This window comes from Streptomyces sp. NPDC054770, from assembly GCF_053611985.1.
The window spans coordinates 1-24,748 of the sequence record NZ_JBSHBL010000001.1; the positions used below are offsets into that span (position 1 = coordinate 1).

Annotated in this window: 22 protein-coding genes and 1 tRNA gene; 13 read left to right on the forward strand and 10 right to left on the reverse strand. The window is 69.8% G+C overall.

The genetic code is table 11. The features are described 5' to 3' along the window. The first annotated feature begins 57 nt into the window (after window positions 1–57). Window positions 58–888: a nucleotidyltransferase gene (locus ACWGKQ_RS00005; protein ID WP_453289546.1), complete on the forward strand. Its 831-nt coding sequence runs from the start codon at window positions 58–60 to the stop codon at window positions 886–888. On the opposite strand, the gene ACWGKQ_RS00010 is transcribed toward ACWGKQ_RS00005, so the two are convergent. The 4 genes from ACWGKQ_RS00010 to ACWGKQ_RS00025 all read right to left on the reverse strand — a co-directional run bounded on the left by ACWGKQ_RS00010 (window position 885) and on the right by ACWGKQ_RS00025 (window position 3,385). Beyond that, window positions 885–1,715, reverse strand: coding sequence for an MBL fold metallo-hydrolase (locus ACWGKQ_RS00010; RefSeq protein ID WP_453289547.1), 831 nt, complete (start codon window positions 1,713–1,715; stop codon window positions 885–887). The two genes, ACWGKQ_RS00005 and ACWGKQ_RS00010, sit on opposite strands and share 4 nt — an antisense overlap. 2 nt (window positions 1,716–1,717) lie before the next feature. Beyond that, window positions 1,718–2,611: an NUDIX hydrolase gene (locus tag ACWGKQ_RS00015; protein ID WP_453289548.1), complete on the reverse strand. Its 894-nt coding sequence runs from the start codon at window positions 2,609–2,611 to the stop codon at window positions 1,718–1,720. Between the two features lie 151 nt (window positions 2,612–2,762). Next, on the reverse strand, window positions 2,763–3,227 hold the full coding sequence (locus tag ACWGKQ_RS00020; protein ID WP_453289549.1) for a RidA family protein: 465 nt from the start codon (window positions 3,225–3,227) through the stop codon (window positions 2,763–2,765). Then, window positions 3,227–3,385, reverse strand: coding sequence for a DUF4177 domain-containing protein (locus tag ACWGKQ_RS00025; protein WP_019992579.1), 159 nt, complete (start codon window positions 3,383–3,385; stop codon window positions 3,227–3,229). The genes ACWGKQ_RS00020 and ACWGKQ_RS00025 overlap by 1 nt, the downstream gene beginning before the upstream one ends. Before the next feature lie 107 nt (window positions 3,386–3,492). Between ACWGKQ_RS00025 and ACWGKQ_RS00030 the strand changes: the two genes are divergently transcribed. Beyond that, window positions 3,493–4,470 (forward strand): ArsA family ATPase, encoded by a 978-nt coding sequence (locus tag ACWGKQ_RS00030; RefSeq protein WP_453289550.1) that lies wholly within the window; start codon window positions 3,493–3,495, stop codon window positions 4,468–4,470. Next, on the forward strand, window positions 4,467–5,921 hold the full coding sequence (locus tag ACWGKQ_RS00035) for an ArsA family ATPase (RefSeq protein ID WP_453289551.1): 1,455 nt from the start codon (window positions 4,467–4,469) through the stop codon (window positions 5,919–5,921). The genes ACWGKQ_RS00030 and ACWGKQ_RS00035 overlap by 4 nt, the downstream gene beginning before the upstream one ends. 29 nt (window positions 5,922–5,950) lie before the next feature. On the opposite strand, the gene wblA is transcribed toward ACWGKQ_RS00035, so the two are convergent. Then, on the reverse strand, window positions 5,951–6,289 hold the full coding sequence (gene wblA / locus ACWGKQ_RS00040; protein WP_132856581.1) for a transcriptional regulator WblA: 339 nt from the start codon (window positions 6,287–6,289) through the stop codon (window positions 5,951–5,953). A gap of 586 nt (window positions 6,290–6,875) precedes the next feature. On the opposite strand from wblA, the gene ACWGKQ_RS00045 reads away from it, so the two are divergent. After that, a complete protein-coding gene (locus tag ACWGKQ_RS00045) occupies window positions 6,876–9,158 on the forward strand; it encodes a transglycosylase domain-containing protein (RefSeq protein ID WP_453289552.1) in 2,283 nt (760 codons plus the stop codon). Window positions 9,159–9,286: 128 nt separating this feature from the next. Here the strand turns inward: ACWGKQ_RS00045 and ACWGKQ_RS00050 are convergent, their stop codons facing one another. Then, window positions 9,287–9,754, reverse strand: a complete 468-nt coding sequence (locus ACWGKQ_RS00050; RefSeq protein ID WP_453289553.1) for a GatB/YqeY domain-containing protein — start codon at window positions 9,752–9,754, stop codon at window positions 9,287–9,289. A 140-nt stretch (window positions 9,755–9,894) separates the two neighbouring features. Here ACWGKQ_RS00050 and ACWGKQ_RS00055 point away from each other — a divergent pair, with 140 nt between their 5' ends. The 4 genes from ACWGKQ_RS00055 (at window position 9,895) to ACWGKQ_RS00070 (ending at window position 13,708) form a co-directional block, all read left to right on the forward strand. Further along, the gene (locus tag ACWGKQ_RS00055; protein WP_453289554.1) at window positions 9,895–10,821 is read left to right on the forward strand and encodes a metallophosphoesterase; all 927 of its coding nucleotides are present in this window, start codon (window positions 9,895–9,897) and stop codon (window positions 10,819–10,821) included. Between the two features lie 121 nt (window positions 10,822–10,942). Further along, entirely contained in the window at window positions 10,943–11,704 is a 762-nt protein-coding gene (locus ACWGKQ_RS00060) for a Pr6Pr family membrane protein (RefSeq protein WP_453289555.1), read from the forward strand. Window positions 11,705–11,778: 74 nt separating this feature from the next. Continuing rightward, a tRNA-Pro gene (locus ACWGKQ_RS00065) sits at window positions 11,779–11,852 on the forward strand. Between the two features lie 218 nt (window positions 11,853–12,070). Further along, a complete protein-coding gene (locus tag ACWGKQ_RS00070; RefSeq protein ID WP_453289556.1) occupies window positions 12,071–13,708 on the forward strand; it encodes a PE-PGRS family protein in 1,638 nt (545 codons plus the stop codon). Here the strand turns inward: ACWGKQ_RS00070 and ACWGKQ_RS00075 are convergent. Beyond that, window positions 13,638–14,480: a PE-PGRS family protein gene (locus ACWGKQ_RS00075; RefSeq protein WP_453289557.1), complete on the reverse strand. Its 843-nt coding sequence runs from the start codon at window positions 14,478–14,480 to the stop codon at window positions 13,638–13,640. The genes ACWGKQ_RS00070 and ACWGKQ_RS00075 overlap by 71 nt on opposite strands. A gap of 698 nt (window positions 14,481–15,178) precedes the next feature. Here ACWGKQ_RS00075 and ACWGKQ_RS00080 point away from each other — a divergent pair. Then, the gene (locus ACWGKQ_RS00080; RefSeq protein ID WP_453289558.1) at window positions 15,179–16,555 is read left to right on the forward strand and encodes a DUF4041 domain-containing protein; all 1,377 of its coding nucleotides are present in this window, start codon (window positions 15,179–15,181) and stop codon (window positions 16,553–16,555) included. Window positions 16,556–16,632: 77 nt separating this feature from the next. Here ACWGKQ_RS00080 and ACWGKQ_RS00085 read toward each other — a convergent pair whose 3' ends face one another. From ACWGKQ_RS00085 to ACWGKQ_RS00095, 3 genes are all read right to left on the reverse strand, one after another. After that, window positions 16,633–18,150 carry a LacI family DNA-binding transcriptional regulator gene (locus ACWGKQ_RS00085; protein ID WP_453289559.1) on the reverse strand — a complete coding sequence of 506 codons (1,518 nt, stop codon included), beginning with the start codon at window positions 18,148–18,150 and terminating at the stop codon, window positions 16,633–16,635. A 27-nt stretch (window positions 18,151–18,177) separates the two neighbouring features. Next, window positions 18,178–18,552, reverse strand: coding sequence for a helix-turn-helix domain-containing protein (locus ACWGKQ_RS00090; protein WP_453289560.1), 375 nt, complete (start codon window positions 18,550–18,552; stop codon window positions 18,178–18,180). A 128-nt stretch (window positions 18,553–18,680) separates the two neighbouring features. Next, window positions 18,681–19,199, reverse strand: a complete 519-nt coding sequence (locus tag ACWGKQ_RS00095; RefSeq protein WP_351491711.1) for a helix-turn-helix domain-containing protein — start codon at window positions 19,197–19,199, stop codon at window positions 18,681–18,683. Between the two features lie 291 nt (window positions 19,200–19,490). On the opposite strand from ACWGKQ_RS00095, the gene ACWGKQ_RS00100 reads away from it, so the two are divergent. The 4 genes from ACWGKQ_RS00100 to ACWGKQ_RS00115 all read left to right on the forward strand — a co-directional run bounded on the left by ACWGKQ_RS00100 (window position 19,491) and on the right by ACWGKQ_RS00115 (window position 24,722). Beyond that, complete coding sequence (locus ACWGKQ_RS00100) at window positions 19,491–21,026, forward strand: DnaB-like helicase N-terminal domain-containing protein (protein ID WP_453289561.1); 1,536 nt, start codon at window positions 19,491–19,493, stop codon at window positions 21,024–21,026. A 254-nt stretch (window positions 21,027–21,280) separates the two neighbouring features. Next, window positions 21,281–22,126, forward strand: a complete 846-nt coding sequence (locus tag ACWGKQ_RS00105; RefSeq protein WP_453289562.1) for a DUF2637 domain-containing protein — start codon at window positions 21,281–21,283, stop codon at window positions 22,124–22,126. Window positions 22,127–22,371: 245 nt separating this feature from the next. After that, window positions 22,372–23,001 carry a plasmid mobilization protein gene (locus tag ACWGKQ_RS00110; protein ID WP_453289563.1) on the forward strand — a complete coding sequence of 210 codons (630 nt, stop codon included), beginning with the start codon at window positions 22,372–22,374 and terminating at the stop codon, window positions 22,999–23,001. Further along, on the forward strand, window positions 22,998–24,722 hold the full coding sequence (locus ACWGKQ_RS00115; RefSeq protein WP_453289564.1) for a mobilization protein: 1,725 nt from the start codon (window positions 22,998–23,000) through the stop codon (window positions 24,720–24,722). Before ACWGKQ_RS00110 ends, ACWGKQ_RS00115 begins: the two co-directional genes overlap by 4 nt. Window positions 24,723–24,748: the final 26 nt, after the last annotated feature.

Sequence of the window (24,748 nt, forward strand, 5' to 3'; positions counted from 1 at the left end):
ATCATCGGCCTCGGGCCTCGTCCTCAATCGCCGGACAGACTCAGAGTTGGTTGCTCCGTGCCTGAAACGGTCCCGTCCAGAGGCCTCGACCCCCTGGGCTTCATCGAGCGCGAGGGCTCGCACGCGCGCGTGCCGCACGTCTTCCGCCCTGTGGTCGCCGCCGCCCGCGACCGGCTCCTGGACGTCTTCGGGGCGCGGCTGGACAGCGCCTACCTCTACGGGTCGATTCCGCGCGGCACCGCACGCGTGGGGCGCAGCGACCTGGATCTGGTGGCCGTGCTGCGCGAGGAGCCGACCGGCGCCGACCGGGACGCGGCCCGTGCCCTCGGCGCGGCAGTCGACAAGGAGTTCCCGGAGATCGACGGGGTCGGGACCCTGCTCTACTCCCGCGCGCGGGTGCTCAGCGAGCTGGAGCGGTACGACCTCGGCTGGTTCGTGGCCTGCCTGTGCACCCCGCTGCTGGGGGAGGACCTCGGCGAGTTCCTGCCCCGCTACCGCCCCGACTCGCAGCTGGCCCGCGAGACCAACGGCGACCTGGCCCGGTACCTGCCGCGCTGGCGGGAGCGGATCGCGGCCGCGGACGACACCGAGGAGGCCCTGCGGCCCCTGGTGCGCTTCATGTCACGGACTCTCGTCCGCACCGGCTTCACCCTCGTCATGCCCCGCTGGAACGGCTGGACCAGCGATCTGCGGGAGATGGCCGAGGCGTTCGCCGGCTACTACCCGGAGCGGGCCGAGCAACTGCGCCGAGCGGCCGGACACGGCTACGAGCCGGTCGGTGACCGCGCCGTACTGCGGTCGTACGTGGACGACCTCGGGCCATGGCTCGCCGACGAGTACACGCGCGTGCACGGCGTGAGGACGCCCCGGCCGGAGGGCTGGGACTAGATCAGCCCGTGCTCGGTCAGGTAGTCCAGTTGGGCCCGGACGGACAGTTCCGCGGCCGGCCACAGGGAGCGGTCCACGTCGGCGTACACGTGGGCGACGACCTCGGTGGGGCTGCGGTGGCCGTTCTCGACGGCCGTCTCGACCTGGGCCAGCCGGTGGGCGCGGTGGGCCAGATAGAACTCGACGGCGCCCTGGGCATCCTCCAGGACCGGTCCGTGGCCCGGCAGGACGGTGTGGACGCCGTCGTCGACCGTCAGCGAGCGCAGCCTGCGCAGCGAGTCCAGGTAGTCGCCCAGCCTGCCGTCCGGGTGCGCCACGACCGTCGTACCGCGCCCCAGGATGGTGTCGCCGGTCAGGACCGCGCGGTCGGCCGGGAGGTGGAAGCACAGGGAGTCGGCGGTGTGGCCCGGGGTCGGTACGACCCGCAGCTCCAGTCCGCCGGTCGTGATCACGTCACCGGCGGCCAGACCCTCGTCGCCGAGCCGCAGCGCGGGATCGAGGGCACGCACGCGCGTGCCGGTCAGTTCCGCGAACCGTACGGCGCCCTCGGCGTGGTCCGGGTGGCCGTGGGTCAGGAGGGTGAGCGCGACGCGCTTGCCGGCCTTCTCGGCCGTGTCGACGACGTTCTTGAGGTGGCCGTCGTCCAGCGGACCCGGGTCGATCACCACGGCCAGGTCGGAGTCGGGCTCGGCGACGATCCAGGTGTTGGTGCCGTCCAGGGTCATCACGGAGGCGTTGGGCGCCAGCACGTTGACGGCCCGCGCGGTGGCGGGCCCCGGGAGGACTCCGCCGCGCGGCTGGCCGGGCAGGGCTGCTGCGTCCGTCATGGTCAGGCTCCACCGGTCGTCAGGTCGGTCGGTATGTGCTGGGTGGACTCGATGTGCTTGGTGAACTCGTCGTGGCCCGGCCAGGTCAGGACGATCTCGCCGTCCGCCAGGCGGGCGCGGGCCAGCACCGGGGTCATGTCCCGCGCGGGCGCCGCCGCGAGCGCCCCGGCGGCCGTGGCGTACGGCGTGAGCTGGCGCAGGGTCGCGATGGTGGGCGGCATCATCAGCAGCTCGCCCTTGTCGTAGCCGGCGGCGGCCTCCGCCGGGCGGATCCACACGGTGCGGTCGGCCTCCGTGGAGGCGTTGCGGGTGCGCTGGCCCGCCGGCAGGGCGGCGACGAAGAACCAGGTGTCGTAGCGGCGGGTCTCGAACTCCGGGGTGATCCAGCGCGTCCAGGCGCCCAGCAGGTCCGAGCGCAGGACCAGGCCCCGCCGCTCCAGGAACTGGGCGAAGGACAGGTCACGGGCGACCAGGGCCGCGCGGTCGGCCTCCCAGTCGTCCCCGGTGGTGTCGCCGACCACCGCGTCCGCGGCCGGACCGGCGAGCAGCACACCGGCTTCCTCGTACGTCTCCCGCACGGCCGCACAGACGATCGCCTGGGCGCCCGCCTCGTCGACGCCGAGCCGGTCGGCCCACCACGCGCGCGTGGGGCCCGCCCAGCGGACCTGCTGGTCGTCGTCGCGCGGGTCGACACCGCCACCGGGATACGCGTACGCGCCTCCGGCGAAGGCCATGGAGGCGCGTCTGCGCAGCATGTGGACGGCGGGGCCGTCCGGGGTGTCCTTCAGGAGCAGCACGGTGGCCGCGCGCTTCGGGGCCACCGGCACGAGGGTGCCCTCCGCGTGTGCGCGGATGCGGTCCGGCCACTCGGGGGGATACCACTGTCCATCGGCCATTACCGGAGGCTATCCCGTAGGGAGCGAATGTTCGAGAGGGGCCTTGTCCGGCTCCGGCTCCCTCCGGCTCCCTCCGGCTCCGGCTCCCTCCGGTTCCGGCTCCCTCCGGCTCCGGTGGGCTCCGGCTCCGGTGGGCTACGGCTCCGGTGGGCTACGGCTCCAGCTCGACCTGGACCTCGACCTCGACCGGTGCGTCCAGCGGCAGCACGGCCACGCCCACCGCGCTGCGCGCGTGCACGCCCTTGTCGCCGAGGACCGCGCCGAGCAGCTCGCTGGCACCGTTGATCACACCCGGCTGGCCGGTGAAGTCGGCCGCGGAGGCGACGAAGCCGACGACCTTCACCACGCGCGCGACGCGGTCCAGGTCACCGGCGACGGACTTCACGGCGGCCAGGGCGTTCAGCGCGCAGGTGCGGGCCAGCTCCTTGGCCTCCTCCGCGGTGACCTCGGCGCCGACCTTGCCGGTGACCGGAAGCTTGCCGTCCACCATCGGCAGCTGGCCGGAGGTGTAGACGTACATGCCGGTCTGCACGGCAGGCTGGTAGGCGGCGAGCGGCGGGACGACCGCCGGCAGCGCGAGACCGAGTTCGGCCAGTTTGGCCTCGACTGCGCTCATTACGGCTTCTCCCGCTTCAGGTAGGCCACGAGCTGCTCGGGGTTGTTGGGTCCGGGGACGACCTGGACGAGCTCCCAGCCGTCCTCGCCCCAGGTGTCCAGAATCTGCTTCGTGGCATGGACGAGCAGCGGCACGGTTGCGTATTCCCACTTGGTCATGCGGCCGACTTTATCCGCTGTGACGGACGGGACACGTGGGCCACCGCACGCACGGTTATCCACAGCCTCCCGCGTGAGTGTCCGGCCGACTGGTTAGTCTCGAAGGCGTGAGCAGGCTCCAGGTCGTCAGCGGCAAGGGCGGGACCGGAAAGACGACGGTCGCCGCCGCACTCGCGCTGGCCCTCGCGACCGAGGGGAAGCGGACGCTTCTCGTGGAGGTCGAGGGCCGGCAGGGCATCGCCCAGCTCTTCGAGACGGAGGCGTTGCCCTACGAAGAGCGGAAAATCGCGGTCGCGCCGGGTGGTGGTGAGGTCTATGCCCTCGCCATCGATCCCGAACTGGCCCTTCTGGACTACCTCCAGATGTTCTACAAGCTCGGCGGGGCGGGCCGGGCCCTGAAGAAGCTCGGCGCGATCGACTTCGCCACCACCGTCGCGCCGGGCCTCAGGGACGTGCTCCTGACCGGCAAGGCGTGCGAGGCGGTGCGCAGGAAGGACAAGGCCGGGCGGTTCATCTACGACTACGTCGTCATGGACGCCCCGCCGACGGGCCGCATCACCCGCTTCCTCAACGTGAACGACGAGGTGGCCGGGCTCGCAAAGATCGGCCCGATACACAACCAGGCACAGGCCGTGATGCGGGTGCTGAAGTCCAAGGAGACGGCCGTGCACCTGGTCACACTCCTGGAGGAGATGCCGGTCCAGGAGACCGCCGACGGCATCGCGGAACTGCGGGCCGCTCGGCTGCCGGTGGGCCGGGTCATCGTGAACATGGTCCGGCCGGAGGTGTTGGACGCGGCCGACCTGGAACTCGTACGGAGCGTGCCGCGCACCGCCGTGGCGCAGGCGCTGTCGGCGGCCGGGCTCGGCGGGGCGCGGCGTGGCGGGAAGGCCGAGCAGCTGGTGGACCCGCTGCTCGCGCAGGCCGCCGAGTACGCCGAGCGGTACGCGCTGGAGCACGAGCAGCGCGCGGTCCTCGCCGAGCTGGACCTGGAGCGGCACGAACTGCCGCTGCTCGCCGAGGGGATGGACCTGGCGGGCCTGTACGAACTCGCCCGCGAACTGCGGAAACAGGGGATGTCATGACTCCGGACCCGGTCGAGGCACAGGACGACGCCCGTCGGCTGTCGCCCGCGCCCGCGCTCGACGTCGACCCGCTGCTCGACGACCCGAACACCCGGATCGTGGTGTGCTGCGGCTCCGGCGGCGTCGGGAAGACCACCACCGCGGCGGCCCTGGGCCTGCGGGCGGCCGAACGCGGCCGGAAGGTGGTGGTGCTGACCATCGACCCGGCCAGGCGGCTGGCGCAGTCCATGGGCATCGACTCGCTGGACAACGTGCCGCGGAAGGTGAAGGGCACCGAGGGTCCCGGCGAACTGCACGCCATGATGCTCGACATGAAGCGCACCTTCGACGAGGTGGTCGAGGCGCACGCGGACGCGGAGCGGGCGGCGGCCATCCTCGCCAACCCCTTCTACCAGTCGCTCTCGGCGGGCTTCGCGGGCACGCAGGAGTACATGGCGATGGAGAAGCTGGGCCAGTTGCGGGCCCGGGACGAGTGGGACCTGATCGTGGTCGACACTCCGCCCTCCCGCTCCGCCCTGGACTTTCTCGATGCGCCGAAGCGCCTCGGCTCCTTCCTGGACGGCCGGCTGATCCGTCTTCTCACCGCCCCCGCCAAGCTCGGCGGCCGCGCGGGCATGGCCTTCCTGAACGTCGGCATGTCGATGATGACCGGCACCCTCGGCAAGCTGCTCGGCGGGCAGCTGCTGAAGGACGTACAGACGTTCGTGGCCGCGATGGACACGACCTTCGGCGGGTTCCGCACGCGCGCGGACGCGACGTACAAGCTGCTTCAGGCGCCCGGTACGGCGTTCCTGGTGGTGGCGGCTCCGGAGCGGGACGCGCTGCGGGAGGCCGCGTACTTTGTGGAGCGGCTGGCCGCGGAGGACATGCCGCTGGTCGGTCTGGTCCTCAACCGGGTCCACGGCAGCGGCGCCGCCCGGCTGTCGGCCGAGCGTGCGCTCGCCGCCGCGGAAAACCTTGAGGCCACGGAAAATCTTGAGACCGCGGAAGGTCTCCAGGCGGTGGAAAACCCTGCGACCGCGGAAAGTCTCGAGGCCGTGGAAAATCTTGAAGAGCCCCGCATTGTCGATCAGGGTGGCGGGAAAGCTGGACTTCGTAACTCTCCCGACACGTACGGCAGTTCTGAATCACCCGCGCCCGTGCCGTCCGAGTCCCGGCCCGACGAATCCCCCTCGTCAGGGCCCGAGGACATGGCGAACATGACTGACGAATCCCCCTCGTCAGAGAGCCCGGACCGCACCGTCGACCAGCTCACCGCAGGCCTGTTGAGGCTGCACGCCGAGCGCATGCAGCTGCTCTCCCGCGAGCAGCGCACACGTGACCGCTTCACCGCGCGCCACCCCGAGGTGGCCGTGGTGGAAGTAGCCGCGTTGCCCGGCGATGTGCACGACCTCACGGGGCTGCGGGACATCGGCGATCGGCTCGCGGCCGGTCGACCGGAGCTGCCGTAGCCGAGTCGGCCGTAGCCGAGTCGTGCGGTTCAGCTCACCGCTGCGTAGTTCTCGTACACCTCGTCGCTGTCGAGGGGGACGATCCCGGTCCCCCGCTCGTACTCCGAGCGAGCTGTCTCCAGGAGCCTGCGCCAGGAGGTCACGGTGGGCCGCCTGCGCAGCAGTGCGCGGCGCTCCCGCTCCGTCATGCCTCCCCACACGCCGAACTCGACGCGATTGTCCAGCGCATCGGCCAGGCATTCCGTGCGTACCGGGCATCCGGTGCACACCGCCTTGGCCCTGTTCTGCGCTGCTCCTTGAACGAACAGTTCATCCGGATCGGTAGTGCGGCAGGCAGCCTGCGCACTCCAGTCGGTTACCCAGCCCATACCGGCGCCGTCCTCTCCCGAATCGAGGCTCCCCCACGGCGGCAGCGGCATATTCACCGCCGCCAGTTGAGGACGTTACGGAAGGTGGGCACAGCGCAACACCCCCTTCGGGCCCAATCTTGAATGGCCCGAACGGACTATGGGTAAGCGGCAGATCACCCGCGGGAGTGAGCTGACGACATGCGTGATGTTCACGGCAAACCGGGACAGCTACGGTGCGCCACAACGGACGCCGAGTGACACACGAGGCGGATTCGGACACACCATCAACACATCACCCGAAAAAAAGTGGGCGGGTTCCGGAACGATTCGGGGTCGCCGGACGTATTGATACGTGGCCGCACTGCTGTGACAGTTGAGAGCAGCTTAGGCCAAGGCCTGTACGTGTGTCCGGCGAATGGCAAGGTAGACCGTTCATGTCGTCGCGCCGTCTCGTCGTGCCGCCTCGTCGTGCCGTCAGACGCGGTCGCCGGTGTCGCCCTCCGCGCACGGCCGGGTCGCCCTCTATGTCACGATCCGGCACTCGAACATCCCGAGAGCCACCCGCTCACCCGGAACGGCCGGCACTACGGATTAGGCTGCCCCCATGCCAAAGAAGCGCTCGGGCGGTGGTCTGTCGACCACGCAGCAGGCCGCCAAGTTCCTCGGTGTCAGTGTGCTCGCGGGGGCCGTGATGGCAGGCATCGCGCTGCCCGCGGCCGGGGCCCTGGGCCTCGCGGCCAAGGGTTCGGTCCAGGGCTTCGACGAGATCCCGGCCAACCTGAAGAGCCCGCAGCTGAGCCAGCGCACCACGATCCTCGACAGCAAGGGCAACCAGATCGCCCAGGTCTACTCCCGTGACCGCACGGTGGTGGACCTCAAGGACATCTCGCCCTACATGCAGAAGGCGATCGTCGCGATCGAGGACTCGCGCTACTACCAGCACGGCGCCATCGACCTGAAGGGCGTGCTGCGCGCGCTGAACAAGAACGCGCAGAGCGGCGGGGTCGCCCAGGGCGCGTCCACGCTCACCCAGCAGCTGGTGAAGAACTACTTCATCGAGGAGGCCGGCGACGACCCGACGAAGGTCGCCGAGGCCACCCAGCAGACCCTCGGCCGCAAGGTCAAGGAGCTGAAGTACGCGATCCAGCTGGAGGAGAAGCTCGGCAAGAAGAAGATCCTCGAGAACTACCTGAACATCACCTTCTTCGGCGAGCAGGCCTACGGCGTCGAGGCCGCCTCCCAGCGCTACTTCTCCAAGCACGCCAAGGACCTGAACCTCCAGCAGTCGGCCCTTCTGGCCGGCATCGTGCAGTCGCCGAGCCGCTACGACCCGGTCAACGACGAGGCCGAGGCCACCAAGCGGCGCAACACCGTGCTGGAGCGCATGGCCCAACTGGGCGACATCTCCCAGGCGGAGGCCGACAAGGCCAAGGAGGCCCCGCTCGGCCTGCACGTCACCCAGCCGAAGAACGGCTGCATCACCGCGGTCAAGGGCGCCGGGTTCTTCTGCAAGTACGTCGAGAACGTCTTCCTGACCGACCCGACCTTCGGCAAGACCTCCGCGGAGCGCGCCAAGCTCTGGAACCAGGGCGGCCTGACCATCCGTACGACGCTGGACCCGCAGGCCCAGGAGTCGGTGCAGAGCTCGATCAAGGACCACGTCTACAAGTCCGACTCGGTCGCGGCCGCCGCCACCCTGGTCGAGCCCGGCACGGGCAAGATCCTCGGGATGGGCCAGTCCAAGCCGTACGGCTACAACAAGAACGAGACCGAGTACAACTTCTCGGTCGACAAGGACTACGGCGGCTCCAACTACGGCTTCCCGACGGGTTCGACGTTCAAGCCGTTCGTGGCCGCGGCCGCCATCGAGGGCGGCAAGTCGGCGACGCAGGAGTACTCGTCGCCGTACAAGATGAACTACCCGAGCCCCGTCCAGCAGTGCAACGGCAAGCAGTGGGTCAACACGGACGGCGAGCAGGTCCAGAACGAGAACGAGTCCGAGGTCGGGCCGTACCAGATGAAGAAGGCGATGGCGAAGTCCATCAACACCTACTTCGTCCAGCTGATCTCCGACATCGGCCTGTGCCCGGTGGTCAAGATGACCGACGCGCTCCACGTCCACCAGGGCGACGGCTCGAAGCTCCCCGAGACCCCGTCCATCGCCCTCGGCGCGATCGGCCTCTCGCCGCTGACCATGGCGAGCGCGTACGCCACCTTCGCCGACCGCGGCATGTACTGCACGCCGGTCGCCATCGAGTCGATCACCCAGAAGGTCGGCAACGAGCAGAAGTCGATCCCGGTCCCGAAGTCGACCTGCTCGCGTGCGATGAGCGAGAAGACCGCCGACACGATCAACACCCTGCTGCGCGGTGTGATCGACTCCGGTACCGGTCAGCAGGCCGGCCTGGACGACCGGGAGAGCGCGGGCAAGACGGGTACGACGGACTCCCGCAAGAACGCCTGGTTCGTCGGCTACACGCCCAACCTCGCGGGCGCGGTCTGGGTCGGCAGCGCCAAGCAGAACGTCGAGATGACCAACATCACCATCGGCGGCGTCTACCACTCCGAGGTGTTCGGCGCCGACACCCCGGGCCCGATCTGGAAGGACGCCATGACCGGCGCCCTGGAGGGCAAGCCGGACGAGTCCTTCAACCTCGTGGACATCCCGGACGAGAACGACCACAACAAGGGCAACGGGAACGGGAACGGAAACAGCAACGGGGGCGACGACACCGGCGGCCTGATCGGTGGCCTCATCGGCGGCACGAACGACGGCGGTACGACGGACGGCGGCACCACCCCGACCCCGACCTTCTCCCTCCCCGACGGCTTCATCCAGGGAACCGGCAACGGCGGCCGCAACGGGAACGGCGGGAACCGGGGCTGACCTTCCGGCACGTCGGCCTTCCGGCACGCGGGCCTTCGGTTACGACGGCCTTCGGTTACGACAGTGGGGCCGCACCTCTTCTCCAGAGGTGCGGCCCCACACCGCGTCGTACTACTTGCTCAGCTCTCTCAGCCCTGGAGCCGCTTCTTCACCGCGGCGGCGACGCGGCCGCCCTCGGCCAGACCGGCCACCTTCGGGTTCACGATCTTCATCACGGCGCCCATGGCCCGCGGCCCCTCGGCGCCCGCCGCCTTCGCCTCCTCGACGGCCGCGGCGACGATGCCCTCCAGCTCCTCGTCGCCGAGCTGCTTCGGCAGGTAGCCGGCGAGGACCTCGCCCTCCGCCTTCTCCCGCTCGGCGCTCTCGGTACGACCGCCCTGGGTGAAGGCATCGGCCGCCTCCCGGCGCTTCTTCGCCTCCTTGGCGATCACCTTGAGCACCTCGTCGTCGGAGAGCTCGCGCTTCTGCTTGCCGGCGACCTCCTCGTTGGTGATCGCGGCGAGCGTCATACGGAGCGTGGCCGAGCGGAGCTCGTCGCGCGCCTTGATCGCAACGTTGAGGTCGTCCTTCAGCTTCGACTTGAGCGTGGTGGTCATGGACCGATTGTCGCAGGTGCCACAACGGAACCGCCCACAGTTTTACCCGCCCGCCTCGCCCGCCCCCTCCACCCGCCCCCCACCACCGCGCGACCGGTCCCTGGGTCCTTCCCCCTCCCCGCGTCTGACACGATGGCCATATGCGCGCTCGATACGGAGTACCCCTGGGAATCGCGGCGTTCGGCGCCGCCGGTGTGTTGTACGCGGCCGGCATCGAGGTCCGTTCGTTCCGCCTGCGCCGGGTGACGGTCCCGGTCCTCCCGCCGGGGATGCGCCCGCTGCGGGTGCTCCAGGTCTCCGACATCCACATGGTCTGCGGTCAGCGCAAGAAGCAGCGGTGGCTCCAGTCGCTGGCGGGCCTGCGCCCGGACTTCGTGATCAACACGGGCGACAACCTGTCCGACCCGGAGGGCGTCCCGGAGGTGCTGGACGCGCTGGGTCCGCTGATGGAGTTCCCGGGCGCGTACGTGTTCGGCTCCAACGACTACTACGGCCCCAAGCCCCGCAACCCCGCCCGCTACTTGCTGGAGAAGGTGAACGGCAAGCACGGCCTGAACGGCAACCCGCCGGTGGTCGGCGCGATCCACAACCCCTGGAAGGACCTGCGGGACGGCTTCGACGGGGCGGGCTGGCTGAACCTCACGAACACGAGGGGCACCCTGAAGATCGAAGGCGCCTCGGTGGAGCTGACGGGCCTGGACGACCCGCACATCAAGCGCGACCGCTATCCGCAGGTGGCGGGCGGCCCGTCCGGTACGGCGGACTTCTCGATGGGCGTCGTACACGCTCCGTACCTGCGCGTGCTGGACTCCTTCACGGCCGACGGCTACCCCCTGGTCCTGGCCGGTCACACCCACGGGGGCCAGCTCTGCGTCCCCTTCTACGGCGCCCTGGTCACCAACTGCGACCTGGACGCGGACCGGGTGAAGGGCCTGTCACGGCACACGGCGGAGGGCCGTACGTCCTACCTCCACGTCTCGGCGGGCTGCGGCACGAACCGCTACACCCCGGTCCGCTTCGCCTGCCCACCGGAGGCGACGCTGCTGACGCTGGTGGGGCGCGAGTAGACCGGGAGGCCACCCCGAGGGATCACCGAAAACGGAGTCGGCGGATGACGGGAACGACGGGATAACCCACCCGGCGTAGACCAACAAGCCGGACATGCCCCTTTCTCCCTACTTTGAGGGCATGACGACTCCTCCGATACCCAGGGACATACCCGACCTTCCCGCGGTTCCGGGCACGCCCGTACTGCTGCCCGGATACGTTCCGGCGACGGCGGTGGTCGCCCCGGTCCGCCGCCCCGTGACCGCGGTGTTCCGCCTCGCGACGGCCGCACTGGCAGCGGCGGGCGTGGGGCTGGAGCTGCTGCTGGGCAGCCCGGACCGGATCATGAGCTACTTCGGAGTCCAGGCGGCGGTGCTCCTGGCCCTGGTCAGCCTCGCCTCAGCCCGCCGGGCCTGGCAGGCGGCCCGCCCCCTGCCCTCGGCCCTGACCGGCGCGGCGCTCCTCTACGCGGTGATCTCGGCCCTGGTCTACCACCTGCTCCTGGGCCACACGACACCCCCGTTCTCGATGACGGGCTCGACGCACCTGCCGGTGGCCTGGCACGGACAGTGGCTGGCCCTGCAGCTCCTCTACACGGCGGTCCCCGCGGCAGCACTCCTGGACTGGCTGGTCCTCACGCCCCCGGCCCGCCTCCACCTCCGCCAGGCGGCGGCGTGGATGCTGTATCCCCTGGCCTACCTGACCTTCACCCTCGTCCGGGCGGAACTGGTCCTCCCCGGCACGCCGGGCCGCTACCTCTATCCCTTCCTGGACGCCGAGCAGCACAGCTACCGCGCCACCCTCGCCAACGCCCTCCTCCTGGGCCTCGCCTTCTACGCCCTGGCGATCCTCCTGGTAGCCCTGGACCACACCCGCCCGAACCCGGTCGGACGCCGCCCCTAAACCGGATTTCGTCTCCGGCCACCAGTGGGCTAAAGTAAACGACGTCGCCGCGACAAGCACCACAGCAGCGACACCGGGGTGTAGCGCAGCTTGGCAGCGCGCTTCGTTCGGGACGAAGAGGTCGTGGGTTCAAATCCCGCCACCCCGACAGCCGAAACACCAGGTCAGGCCCGGTACTGAGAGATCAGTACCGGGCCTGATTTGCTTTGCGGGCCCATTTTGGGAGCCATTTGGGAGCCGACTTCGGGGAGCGGCTCCCCGGCGGCTCCCAACGAGAGGTGTTCCGCCTCCGAGTGCGCCGTGCGCTCCGGATGAGTCACCCCCACGGCTTGTGCCAAGGAGACACCAAACGGTACGACGATCGACATGCACCGGTGGTCTCCGTTAAATGACCGGCAGCTCGCACTCCTCACCCGCATCGGGGACGGAGCCGCCCCCGTCACGTCTGACAGCCCCGAGTTCGCTCTCACCGCCCGCGCGCTCAAGGAGCGGCGCCTGATCACCATGCCGAAGCAGGATGGGAAGTGGCAGGCGGAGATCACTGACGCGGGGCGCTTCTACCTCGAACACGGCCATCACCCGGACCGGCCGGAACCAGCTCAGCGCAGGCAGCGGGCAACGGACTCCGGCAAACGGACACAACCGGCCCCTTCACCGCAGAGGCAAGCCACAGCCCCGTCCACGACGAAGCCAGCGCCGCAGCGCGCCGCCAAGCCCCCACAGCCGTCGCCGGCGGAAGTCGGGGCCGCCTTGATCGCGGAGGTACAGCAGGCTGGACGGTTCCTCCGGATCCCTAACCCCAACGACGAGGAGCGAGCCCGCTACCGCAGGGCGTTCGACGCGGCCCGGCAGTGTGCCCTCGAGGGATACAGCCTGAAGTACAGCGGGCGGGCGAAGGGGGACTTCTTCCTCGGCCTGCTCCGGGTGACCGGCGAGGACGAGACCGAGTGGAACCGGATCCGGCTGGCGCGCAGTCGTGTGATCACCGATGTCGAGGACGTGATCGCCGCAGTCACCGCGGATCACAGCGCCTTCGAGATCTCGGAGGCGGTCCTCCCCCGGATGCTCTCGCTGCTCCGGCTCCTCGCCGAGGAAGCCCTCGCACGCCACGGCGAGATCGCGGTGTCGAAGAAGCGCAGGCAGCCGAGGCCGCTGCTCACCGTCCACGGCAGGACGTACGAGGTCAGCTTCCGCGAACGGCAGAAGCCGGTCCGGTACGTCCCCAAGCAGCCGGGCCGCCGTACGTACGACTGGCAGCGTGTCACCCCGGCCCAGAAGTTCGAGCCGTCCGGCGAACTGGAGCTGCTGGTCAGCCAACAGTCGGGCTACAGCTACGGCTGGAAGAAGGAATGGGCCGACACGGCCAAGAAGCCGTTGGAGGAGCAGGTCGGTTCAGTCTTCCGGGCGTTGAAGGCGCGCGCGGAGGAACAGGAGCGGGCTCGACTGGAACGTGAGGCGGAGCAGCAGCGCCTGCGGGAGGAGCAGGAGCGGCAGGAGGCCGAGCGCCGGCGCCTGGAAGCGGAGCGAGAGGAGCGCGAGCGGCGGGAGTGGGAAGCCGCCGTCAGCGTGGCTTCGATCAAGGCGGTTCACGCGGTGCGGGCCGAGCGCTTCGGCACGGCCCTTGAGCAGTGGCAGGCCGCAGGGGAGATCCGGATGTTCTGCGCCGCTCTGGATGAAGCCGCCGCGGCATCGGAAGACGCCCTCGAAGCCGAGAGGCTGCGAGAGTGGTCGGCTTGGGGGAAGGCGGAGGCCGACCGGCTCGACCCCACCCTCAGCGGCAACGGCTTGGCTTCTCTCAACTTCCATGCGGAGCCGACGGGAGATCAACTGCGGCCGTTCCTCGACGGCTGGCACCCACACCGGCCGGAGAAGGAGACGAAGCCCGCTACTCAACCAGCGCCGCGAAAGACGGAGCCAGATCCGTGGCGCGGTCTCATCGACGCACGTCAGGATCAAGGTTGGAGATATGGACGCCCAGGTCGCGCTCAATGGTGGAGGCGATGACGCCGTGGCCGCGGTCGCGTAGGGCCTTGACCGCCTTCTCCACCAGTTCTCCGAGTCGGATGACCTCGGAGCGCAGCGCAACCAACTCGTCGTAGCGGTCAGCTTTGTCCTGGCCGCACCACGCCCGGACGGTGCGAAGGACTGCTGCCTCCGCGTCCAACTTGCGGTCGTCCCGCCGACTGTAGGAGTACCAGGAGGGCTGGGCACGCTCCTGCTCGATGTCCTGTTGTTTGCGGTCCACCTCCGGAAGGATCTCGTCGGCGAGGCGTCCGGCCACGTGGCGGGCGACGCGCTCGGTGACTGGCCACCCTGCCAGGCACATTCCATGGTGGTTCTCGAACACCATGGTGTCGCCGCGTAGTTCGGCGGCGTCCATACCGATGAGCGGTGCGGTCTCGTCGAGGCGGCTCAGCTCCAGAACGCCTGCGTCCGCCACCGTTCGGCGCAGTCGCAACCTGTTCTTCGGGCGAACGAATCCGAGGATCATGCGGGCGGCCTCGAATTCCGTGCTGCCCCGGACGTGGCGCGAGGACTCCACCAGTGCCAACTCCGCCGCATCGTCTGCGCGGAACGTATCGACATCCGCCCACGGTGATACGAGAGAGCCGGAACTGACCCACTCCTGCAGGCCGGCGGCATCGCCTTCGAGAAACCGCACGTGGACCGAGCCAGACCGGCCGGGGCCGCCCACGCGAACGACCTCCACCTGACGAACCGCACCGCCCAGCTCCTTCGGCCTCGCGCGGTAGGCCCAGTGCTCGCCAATCTCCATGTATCTATTGAGCCAGGACTGTTGGGCCCGTCACTGGGCGTTTGCCATAACTACCGGCGCCGGCTCCTCATCACCAGGTTGACGCCACCCTGCAATGCATCGCGCGAGATGTCTTCGCCCCGGCAGCAACTGCAAGGAGACACAGCAGCACGTCCGGCCATCCGCGCTGTCCCTCGTAGCGTTTCTCACCGGACGACGCTCCCTCCTGGCTCGTCGGCCGGTTCGCCCGGGCGGGGACTTCGTCACGTGCCACCTGGAAGTCGTGTCCCTCCCCCGGAAAGATCCTCACGCATAGTCACAGGATGGTCACGAGGTGGAATATGCGGGTGATCAAGGGGCCGATCACCCGGAAAATGTCACTCTACGTTTGCCGGGAATATCCGGCACCCTGTGTGCTGGGGAGCCTCAGGGGCGAGGGGTGGGGAATGACTACTTACCGTTTCAATCCGCCGCCGGGTTGGCCTGTGCCACCCGCGGGATGGATGCCGCCGCCGGACTGGCGGCCCGACCCCACATGGCCCCCGATGCCAGCAGGATGGCAGCTGTGGGTTCCTGAGTCCGACTCCACCACCGACGCCCTCGCTTTCGGCCCTGCCACGGGAGCCTATGCGGTGCCGGCCACGGCCGCCCCCGGGAGCACGACCGCGGTGCCGGCTCCTCGGAAGGGAGGGCTGTTCGAGCGCCGGCGTTCGGATGCGGTGTCCGAGGCCGAGGAGCTGCGGGCGTGGATCGCGCAGACACAGGGGCTGGATGCCACGCAGGTCGCCGGTCTTGTGCGGCAGGTCGAGACGGAGGCCGCAGCGCTGCGTGAGCGAACATCCGCCGAAGCCGCCGAGGAGGCCGAGGAGATCCTCAAAGACGCGCGCGAGACGGCGAAGGAGATCCTCGCCGACGCGCGCCGGACGGCAAAGGAGACCGAACGGGTCCGCAAGGAGGCCGACCGGCAGCGCAAGGACGTCTTCGACGCCGAGCGACGGCTTGCCGAGCTGCAGGCCCAGATCGTCAACGCCGACGAGACCGCCATGCTGCAGGAGGCCGGGATCTATGCCTACCGGCATGCGCTGCACGACGCGATCGCCTACCGCAGCCGGCTCGACACCCTGCAGAACGAGATCAAGGCGCTCGCCCGTGCGGGCCGCGCCGTGCAGGCGGCCACGGACTGGACGGTCAACGGTTCCAAGCGCGAGGGCCAGAAGATGGTCCGCGACTTCTCCAAGCTCATGCTGCGCGCCTACAACGCCGAAGCCGACTACGCCGTGCGGTCCATGCGGCCTCACCGGCTGAGCTCCCTCGTCGACCGTCTCTACAAGAGCCGCGAGACGATCGCCCGGCTCGGGGCCACCATGCACATCCGAATCACCGACGAGTACCACAACGCGCGCGTACGGGAGTTGGAACTCACCGCCGACTTCCTGCAGAAGAAGGACGAGGAGAAGGAAGCCCAGCGCGAAGTACGCGCCCGCGAGCGCGAGGAGGCCGCGGTCCAGCGGGAGCTCGACCGGCAGCGCGAGAAGCTGAACAAGGAACTCGGTCACTACCAGTCAGCACTTGACCGCCTGCGCGAGCGCGGTGACGAGGCGGGCGTGGTGGAGATGGAGGCCAAACTGGCCGAGATCGAGAACGCTCTGCAGGACGTCGAGTCCCGCGCGGCGAACATCCGCGCTGGCTACGTGTACGTCATCTCGAACATCGGCGCCTTCGGCGATCGCATGGTGAAGATCGGCATGACGCGTCGACTCGAACCTCTGGAGCGCGTATACGAGTTGAGCGGCGCGGCCGTGCCCTTCCGCTTCGACGTGCACGCGCTGATCTTCAGCAAGGACGCGGTCGGCCTGGAGACGGAACTCCACCGGCAGTTCGCCTCGAAGCGGGTCAACCAGGTCAACAGTCGCAAGGAGTTCTTCTACGCCACCCCGGCGGAGGTACGCGACGCACTGCAACGGTTCGCCGGACAGCACCTGATCGAGTTCACCGAGGAACCCCAGGCGCTGGAATGGCGGGCCGGCAGGCGCACGGGCGGCGAAGCCGGTGCGCCTGCCGCAGGGGCAGGAGGAGTTGCCACCCGGACAGCGTGATGTGCGGCGAAGCATCACTACGATCACGGTCAGCGCTCGCATGTGTCCCCCGCTCCGTCGCCTCGGGCAACACTCCGCTATTTCATCGCTTCACGGCGCACTCGCAATAGCGCGTCGAGGACACTCACCGGCGAGCGAGGGCTCATTGCCAAGCGGGCATCGAGCGCTGCCTCCCACTGCTCGGTCAGCCCGAGCTTGAGGCGCTTACGCATGCCAGGGGTGACATGGGCGTAGCGTGCCGAGACCGAGCCGTCGATGTGGCCCATGCGCTCGTCCATAAGGACCTTCTCTGTGCCGAGGTCCTCCATCACGGTCCGGTGGGTGTGGCGAAGGCCGTGGGGTGTGAGGCCCTTGGCGATCGGGAGCCAGCAGGCGTCGGCCCGGTCGCTGGCGCCGCGTCCTCGGGCTGGGACGCCGGGCCACGGCTCGCTGAGCAGCGGTACGGGGCGGGCCTCCTGCGGTGCCTTCTTCGGGTACGAGCCGGAGACCGCCGGGGTGAACAGCCACGTCGCGAAACCGTTGCGGCGCCAGTGGGCGGCATGCTGCGACACCGGGCCGCCGCGCACGAAGCCCAGGTCCGCGATGGCCTGCTCAACCCTCACCCGCTTGGCTTCGGCGACTCGGTCGGGGTGGTTGAGGACGTTCGACACCGTGCCCGTGGAGACTTCGGCACGGCGCGCGACGTCGAGGAGCTTCGCGCCTTGGTGGCCGCCCGTGCGAGCCGCGCCCTGCCCCCGGAAGACGTAGGTCTTGCCGTGGCACGGGCAGGGTGTCGGCTTCGTGCGGGCGACGTGATTGGCGACCAGGGCCGACAGCCAGTCCATCGCGTCGATGGTGCGGTAGCTGTCGTCCTTGGGCGGACAGCGCACCAGTTCGCCGGTGTCGAGTTCGTACAGCTGCCATTCGACACGGACGGCACCTGGGCGGGCGAACTCGGTTTCCAGGCCGACGATTTCGCCCCAGCGCATGCCGGTGTACCCCTTGAGGACGACGGCGACGAACTCGTCGTCGCGGCCTGAGAGCAGGGCTGACCGTTCGGCGGTCAGCAGGATACCGAGTGGGTCGGTGACGACCTTCTCCGGGCCGCGGTCACGAGAGCGGCCGGCGCGTTTGCCGCGTCCGCGCCGTCGGGTGGCTGGGTTGGACGTGATCAGCCCCTCGTCGATCGCGTCCTCGAAGATCAGGTGGAGCGTTGAGCGCCAGGTCTTGACGCTGGAGGCCGCGTAGACGGCCTTCTCCTTCTTCTCCCACAGGTCGACGTCCGTGCGCAGGATGCCGGCGAGTGCCTTGTCCTCGAAGTCGGGGAGCAGGTGCTCCTCGATGTGGCGCTTGTAGTTCTGCATCGTCGAGGCAGCCAGGTCCTGGGCGGCGTACCAGCGGTTCGCGTACTCGCCGAACGTCTCCTGACCGAGCGCCGGGTCGCGCCAGTCGCCGCGGCGGTACTTGTTCTCGGCCTCGCTTGCGGCGCGCTGGGCCTCGCCCTTGGTGGCGAACCGGATCGCCTTGCCATTGTCGTCGACCACCGTGAGGTGCTTGCCAGGCGCGGTCTTGTACCGGCCGCGCCAGTAGTTTCCGCGCTTCTCCGCGAAACCCACGTGTACTTCCCCTTCCCCGTCGTCGTCCTAAGCGGCGGTCCCGAACTGGCTCTCGCGTGCGCGGCGTGGAGTCCGTGCACGCAGTCGAGCTGTCGACGCGGCAGTCCGCAGCGGCGGTTGGGCAGTTGTGGGCTTGGGAGCGCGAGCTGCCGCCGGGTGCTGGTGGGGAGAGGCAGGCCGGGCCTCGTGCATCCGGATGATCTCCGCGAGGTGTTCGCCAGTGAAGCGGTAGGCGCGGCCGACGCGCGTGTAGGGGATGAGCCGTCGGCGGGCGCGGTCCTTTACCCACCAGGCGGAGCAGCCGAGTACGGCCGCGACCTCCTCTGGGACGTAAAGGCGCGGGAGGGCGGAGTCGGCGTGCGGCGCGGGTACGGAGGCAGGGGGTATTGCGGGTTGGCGCAAGGGGTGGGTCCTCTTCTGGCGGCCATGGGTGCGGCAACACTGGCTCGCCGGTCGATCACTGGGGATGGGGTGAGGTGCCCGTGCTGGGGGTTTGCGGGCCCAGGACGGGAGTGGATGGATGGTGGAGGCTACGCCTCGTCGGAGATGTCGGCCTCATCCTGGCGCTCGGCGGAGGGCGGTCCGTACGCCTCCAGCAGATGCTTGGCGGACGCCTCGGCCATGGCGTTGGAGACCATCACGTCCGCTTCCTCGCGGATGTCGGGGTGCTCGGCGAGGTAGGCGTCCAGGGCGTCACGCGCTTGGGTGAAGGCGGCGTTGGCCCGCTGAGTCCCGCGGAACGCGTCCACGACGACGTCAATGAGCTCCATGGCGCGGGCCTGGGCGGCGAGCTGTGGAGGGCCGACGAGGTTGCGCAGGTCGATGCCAAAGACCTCGGCGAAACCGATGGCCTCGTCGAGGTTGATGCGGCGCTTGCCGTTCTCGATGCGCCAGACCGCGGAGGGGTTCATCTCGAAGCCGGCCTCGTTCAGGCGGTCGGACAGGGCGTTGGTACTCCAGCCACGCGCCTCACGCTCAAGCTTGATGCGTACCGCGACGTTCGTCTCGCCGCTGAGCAGCACGCCCTGCGGGGCCTCTTCGTCAGTCACGGCCCACCTACTTCCGTTCGTAGCAATTCACTGCCATATGCAGTGACCCCTAAACAGTAGCATGCATTCTGCGAGATGCAGAACACTTCTGCGATCGGCAATTCGTGTGGCATAGTGGTAGCCCCACCTCCATCACCCCGAGGAGTCCGCGACCCACCCGACGTAGCACCACAAGCAAAAAGCCCCCGGCTGTCACCGGGGGCCAAGCGCAAACCTCTCAACCGCCATCCCTAGCGATCGACCCGCGAGGCCGGGATTGCCGTCCCGTATGGCCCGCGAGCAGAGGAGCTGATGCCCAGTATGACCGACGCCCAACCGAATACGCCATCCCACTCCGGATACGGCCACTCGCTGTCTCCGGACGATCCTGGGCAGGCTCCCTTCAACCTGGAGGCCGAGTGCGCGGTACTCGGCGCCTGCATGCACGACAGCGGCGTCATCGACGTCGTACGGCCCATCCTGGGCGAGGACGCCTTCTACCGGCCCGCGCACGAGACGATCTGGCGCGCGCTGCTCGCCCAGCGCCGCGAGGACAAGCCGACCGACCCGATCGTCCTGACCGAGCTGCTCCAGCAGCAAGGGGACCTGCAGCGTGTCGGCGGCGCCGTCTATCTGCACCAGCTCGCCGACGTGCACTACGGCAGCGGCAGCGCGGAGCACCATGCGGAGATCATTCGCGAAAAGGCCAACCTCCGCCGCCTGCTCGCCTCGGCGATCCGCACCGTCCAGCGCGCCCAGGAGCCCGGCGCCGACCCCGAGGCGATACGCAGCGAGGTCGAAGCGGAGATGCGGGCCGAGCGCGAGCGCGCCCTCGCTTCCGACCAGGGGCGTCTGAACCGCTTCGCCACCGACGGATGGTCCTTCGTCAAAGAGACCGGCGCGGACGCCGAGCCTTTGTGGGGCACCCGTGAGAAGACCGTCTGGGCGCCGGGCGAGAGCCTGATGATCGTCGGCGCACCCGGGGTCGGCAAGACCACCCTGGCCCACCAGGTGGTCTTCGCCCGCCTCGGCCTGCAGGAGACGGTCCTGGAGATGCCGGTCGCGCCGAGCAGGCGGATTCTCTACCTGGCCATGGACCGGCCGAGGCAGATCGCCCGGGCCATGGACCGCCGCGTCTTCCCCAGCGACGAGAAGATCCTGCGCGAGGGACTCGTCGTCTGGGAGGGCCCGCTGCCCGCCACCCTCGACAAGGAGCCCGACCTCCTCGCCGACCTCGCCGCCGCCCACCGGGCCGACACCATCGTGATCGACAGCCTCAAGGACGCCGTCAGCACGATGGTCGACGACAGCCTCGCGGTCGCCTTCCACAACGCCCGCATGCGCGCCCTGCGAGGCGGCGTGGAGATCCTGGAACTGCACCACCAGCGCAAGGCCACCGCCGACGCCCCGCGCGGCCAACGCCCCAGCCTGGACCAGGTCTACGGCTCCACCTGGATCACCGCCGGCGCGGGCAGCGTCCTGTTCGTCACCGGCCGGGCAGGCGACCCCGCCGTCACCCTGCACCACCTCAAGACCCCCACCGGGGAGATCGGCCCGCTCGACGTCACCCACGACCACGTGCGCGGCACCACCACGGTCGACCCCAGCAAGGACCCCGCCGTCCTGCTCCGCAACACCCCAGGCGGCCTCACCGCCCGCGACCTGGCAGCCATCCTGACCGGCGGCGGCGACCCCGAACGCGCCGACGTCGAGAAGGCACGCCGCCACCTCGCCCGCCTCGTCGACAGCGGCCTGGCCACCAAGGCCGACGGCATCGCCGGTGGAGCCGGAGGCGGGCAGCAGACCCGCTACTACGCCTCCGCACGCCACCTCACCGCCGTCGGCTAAGCCCTCGCCGGTACCCCGCGCGAAGCGATCACGCGACCGTACACGCGGCCCGCGTGCCATGACACCGCCGTGAACCGCTCACAGCGCACACGCTCACCGCAAAACCCCAGGTCAAGCGATCACGGAAGCGTCCACGCCGTACACGCGCCCTAGCGATCACGCGCGGGCCCCCCTTTAGAAGGGGGCCCGCGTGAACGCCCCCTCCGTGAACGCCTCTCGCTCCCTCACCACAAGCCCCGCCGCACCACCCTGGAGTGCCTGTCTTGCCCTCCCCCGCCCCAATAGCCCCGGCTGCTACGCACGGCAGCCGCAGCATCCGCGTCGGCATCGTCCTGCTCGCCGCCGTCGCCTTCGCCCTCTCGTACGACGCCCTGCGCCAGATGGCCGTGGCCGGCCACGTACGCGGGCTGCTCACCTACCTGTTCCCGCTCGTGATCGACGGCTTCATCGCCATCGGCATCGTCGCCCTGCTGATCCTGCGCACCGCCCCGGTGCGCTCCCGCCTGTACGTGTGGACGCTCGTCGGCGTGGCCACCGGCACCAGCATCGGCGCCAACGTCGTCCACGCCGTCGGCCTCAACGAGGGCACCCGCCTCCGCCTCAACAACGCCACCGCCGGCGCCCTGTCCGCCATCGCCCCGCTCGCCCTCGCCGGGGCGGTGCACCTCTACCTCGTCATCAACCGCCACCTCGGTGCCGACAGCTCGGCAGAGGAAACGCCATCCGCCACACCAGACGCCCGCCCGGCGCCGCCAAAGCCAAGCCACCAGATCCGCCAGGAACCGCCCGGTGGCGGCAACGCTGCACCTTCCGCCAAGGCCGCCGCACCCGAGCCCGTGGCGGACACCACCGTCGCCAAGCCGCCACCGGCCAAGGCAGATCGGAAGCAAGGCGGGCGCAAGACCACTGCTCCCGAACAGGTGTTGTGGTCAACGGCCCGCACCATCGGCACCGAGCACGGCGCAGTGCCCCGCACCACCTTGGAAAGCGCGATCAGGGCACAGGGCTACACGATCCAGAAGGACCGCGCCAAGGAGGTCGCCGCCGCCGTCACGGCGGAACTCTCCTCCTCCGCCAACAGCAGCGCCGCCGCCGCATGACCGCCATGGCGGAAGACCCGGCGTTGGCGGAAAACATCCCGCCACCGCCGTGCACTGTCAGTCGATCTCCGCCACCTCCGCTCACACCGCTCGGCGGCTCTTCAACTCGACTGCGCCAACAGCTCAGCCAACTACGACATGGCGCTCTCTCACGCCCCTCCGCCCAAGCGATGAGCTGAGCCTCCTACCCGGCTCCACGACCACACGCACCACCACATCCCGCACACCTCCTGGAGACACGCTCCATGCACTACCAGCACCACGAACCGCCCGCTGCCCAGCAGGCAATTCCCACCACCTCAGCTCCAGTCAGCACAGCAAGTTGGAGGTTCGGACACTCCCCCGCAGGGGAAGCGCCCGAACCCGACCCCGCCCCGGGGGTGGCGGGGTCCGTCCGGCGCCAGGGGGCGCCGAACGGGAGGGCTGCGACCGAGGGCGGATCGCAGCCAGGAGACGTCGGCCGCGCGCGCCGGACCACGATCAAGGGGAAGGCGCGTCCGCGCGCGAAGAAGCAGCGTCCCGCTCAGAGCGTCCGCCTCAGCGATCACGAGCACGCCATCATCCAGGGCGGCGCCGGTGCCGTCGGCATGAGTGTGGCCGGCTTCCTCGCCCACTCCGCTCTTGCCGCCGCCCGCGATCAGTCCCGCACCGCCGCCGCCATCGCCACCGAACGCGATGTGCTCACCGAGCTGTTCGCCATGCGCCGTCAGCTCGGCTGGGCCGGCAGCAACCTCAACCAGGTGGCCAAGGCGCTCAACTCCGGCGGCGATGTGCCCTACCTCAAGGAAGTGCTCGCCGACATCCACCGCGCGGCCCACGCGGCGCAGAAGGCCGTCGACCGGACGGCCAACCGCCAGGAGGGGGAGGCGGCTTGATCCCCAGCATCCACCGGCAGGGCAGCAGCACCCTCGGCCTGCTCCACTACCTCTACGGCAAGGGCACGCACGAGGAGCACGTCGACCCCCACCTGGTCGCCTCCTTCGACCACATGGCCCCCGACCCGGGCCGCGACCCCTCGGCCACGAAGAAGGACCTCGCTCACCTCCTCGACCAGCCCCTCCATCTGGTCGACGCAGACCAGCGACCCGAAAAGCACGTGTGGCACTGCTCGGTGCGCGCCGCCCCCGGCGACCCGATCCTGACCGACAACCAGTGGGCCGACATCGCCCGCCGCATCGTAGCGGCCACCGGCATCGATCCCGGCGATGGCGCGGGCTGCCGCTGGGCCGCCGTCCGCCACGCCGACGACCACATCCACATCATCGCCACCCTCGTCCGCGAAGACGGCCGCCGCCCCGACCACCACCGCTCCGGCAAACGCGCCCAGGCCGAAGCCCGCGTCATCGAAGCCGACTACGATCTCCACCGCGTTGCCCCCGGCGACGGCACTGCGGCGAAGCGCACCTCCAGCGCCGAGCGGCACAAGGCGGATCGCCTGGGCTGGGACCGCGCCGCGCGCGAGGAACTGCGCGAGACCGTGCGTCGCGCGGTGGCCGGTGCCGCCTCCACGGACGAGTTCCTCGGACGACTCCAGGACGCCGGGCTTCTCGTACGCACCAGGGTCCTGCCCTCCGGCGACGTGCAGGGCTACAAGGTCGCCTTGCCCGGTGATCGCAACGGGGACAAGGAGCCGATCTACTACGCCGGCTCCACCCTCGCCCCCGACCTGTCCCTGCCCCGCATCCAGGCACGCTTCACCACCGACTCCGCCGCCTCGGATACCACCAGCAGCGAGCGGCCGGAACGCCGTAGCTCGTCCTCGGCACCCGCCGCGGCCCGGCGCACCACCGCCCACGCGGCCTGGGCAGCCCTACTCGCCCTCGACCACAACAGCGACGACGGTGCTTCTGCCGCCCAGATCGCCGCCACCGGCGAGGTCCTCGATGCCCTCACCAAGACCTCGGCCCTCCACACCCGCAACGAACTGCGGCAGGCGGCCAGGGAGTTCGAGCGGGCCTCCCGCTCCCATACCCGCGCCGAGTTCCGCCACGCGCAGCACCTGCGCCGGGCAGCCCGCGACCTGGTCAACAGCGGGCCCGCGTTCGGACGGGGCGAGGACGGGGCCGGCACCGCGCTGGTCCTGGACACACTGGTCTTCCTCGCCATCGCCGCCGCCCACTGGCACGCCCAGCGACAGCACGCCCAGCAGGCCGAGGCCGCCCGCCGAGCCGCAGCACACCTGCGGGCTGCCTACGAGCAGGCAGCCGCCGAACCCCTCACGGCGCTGCGCGAACGTGGCCACCGTATCGCCCCGTCCCTGCGCCACCACCACGCCACCACCGTGCGCGCCGCGCTACCCGACCTCGCCGATACTGTCCTGGCCGAACCAGGCTGGGACGCCTTGGCCGCCACCCTCGCCGACGCCACACAGGCAGGCCACAACCCGCAGGTTCTCCTCGCCGAGGCTGCCGCTCGCAGGGAACTGGGCACCGCCGATTCCATCAGCGACGTCCTGGTCTGGCGCCTGCGCCGAATGGCCGACCTTCCCGCCTACGCCCCAGCTCCGGAACCCACCCGAGCCAGCCGCCTCACAGACCGCCAGGCCATGGCACCGCGCCTCGCCACACCTTCTGCATCACACGCACCGCGCCGCTGATCCTTGCGCCGGTCCCTAGCCGACCG

Coding starts and splice junctions, on each gene's coding strand:
- ACWGKQ_RS00060 (WP_453289555.1), top strand. CDS start 10,943: ATGACGACTCCTCCGATACCCAGGGACATACCCGACCTTCCCGCGGTT.
- ACWGKQ_RS00010 (WP_453289547.1), bottom strand. CDS start 1,715: ATGACGGACGCAGCAGCCCTGCCCGGCCAGCCGCGCGGCGGAGTCCTC.
- ACWGKQ_RS00045 (WP_453289552.1), top strand. CDS start 6,876: ATGCCAAAGAAGCGCTCGGGCGGTGGTCTGTCGACCACGCAGCAGGCC.
- ACWGKQ_RS00035 (WP_453289551.1), top strand. CDS start 4,467: ATGACTCCGGACCCGGTCGAGGCACAGGACGACGCCCGTCGGCTGTCG.
- ACWGKQ_RS00020 (WP_453289549.1), bottom strand. CDS start 3,227: ATGAGCGCAGTCGAGGCCAAACTGGCCGAACTCGGTCTCGCGCTGCCG.
- ACWGKQ_RS00110 (WP_453289563.1), top strand. CDS start 22,372: ATGCACTACCAGCACCACGAACCGCCCGCTGCCCAGCAGGCAATTCCC.
- ACWGKQ_RS00015 (WP_453289548.1), bottom strand. CDS start 2,611: ATGGCCGATGGACAGTGGTATCCCCCCGAGTGGCCGGACCGCATCCGC.
- ACWGKQ_RS00070 (WP_453289556.1), top strand. CDS start 12,071: ATGCACCGGTGGTCTCCGTTAAATGACCGGCAGCTCGCACTCCTCACC.
- ACWGKQ_RS00055 (WP_453289554.1), top strand. CDS start 9,895: ATGCGCGCTCGATACGGAGTACCCCTGGGAATCGCGGCGTTCGGCGCC.
- ACWGKQ_RS00100 (WP_453289561.1), top strand. CDS start 19,491: ATGCCCAGTATGACCGACGCCCAACCGAATACGCCATCCCACTCCGGA.
- wblA (WP_132856581.1), bottom strand. CDS start 6,289: ATGGGCTGGGTAACCGACTGGAGTGCGCAGGCTGCCTGCCGCACTACC.
- ACWGKQ_RS00050 (WP_453289553.1), bottom strand. CDS start 9,754: ATGACCACCACGCTCAAGTCGAAGCTGAAGGACGACCTCAACGTTGCG.
- ACWGKQ_RS00025 (WP_019992579.1), bottom strand. CDS start 3,385: ATGACCAAGTGGGAATACGCAACCGTGCCGCTGCTCGTCCATGCCACG.
- ACWGKQ_RS00075 (WP_453289557.1), bottom strand. CDS start 14,480: ATGGAGATTGGCGAGCACTGGGCCTACCGCGCGAGGCCGAAGGAGCTG.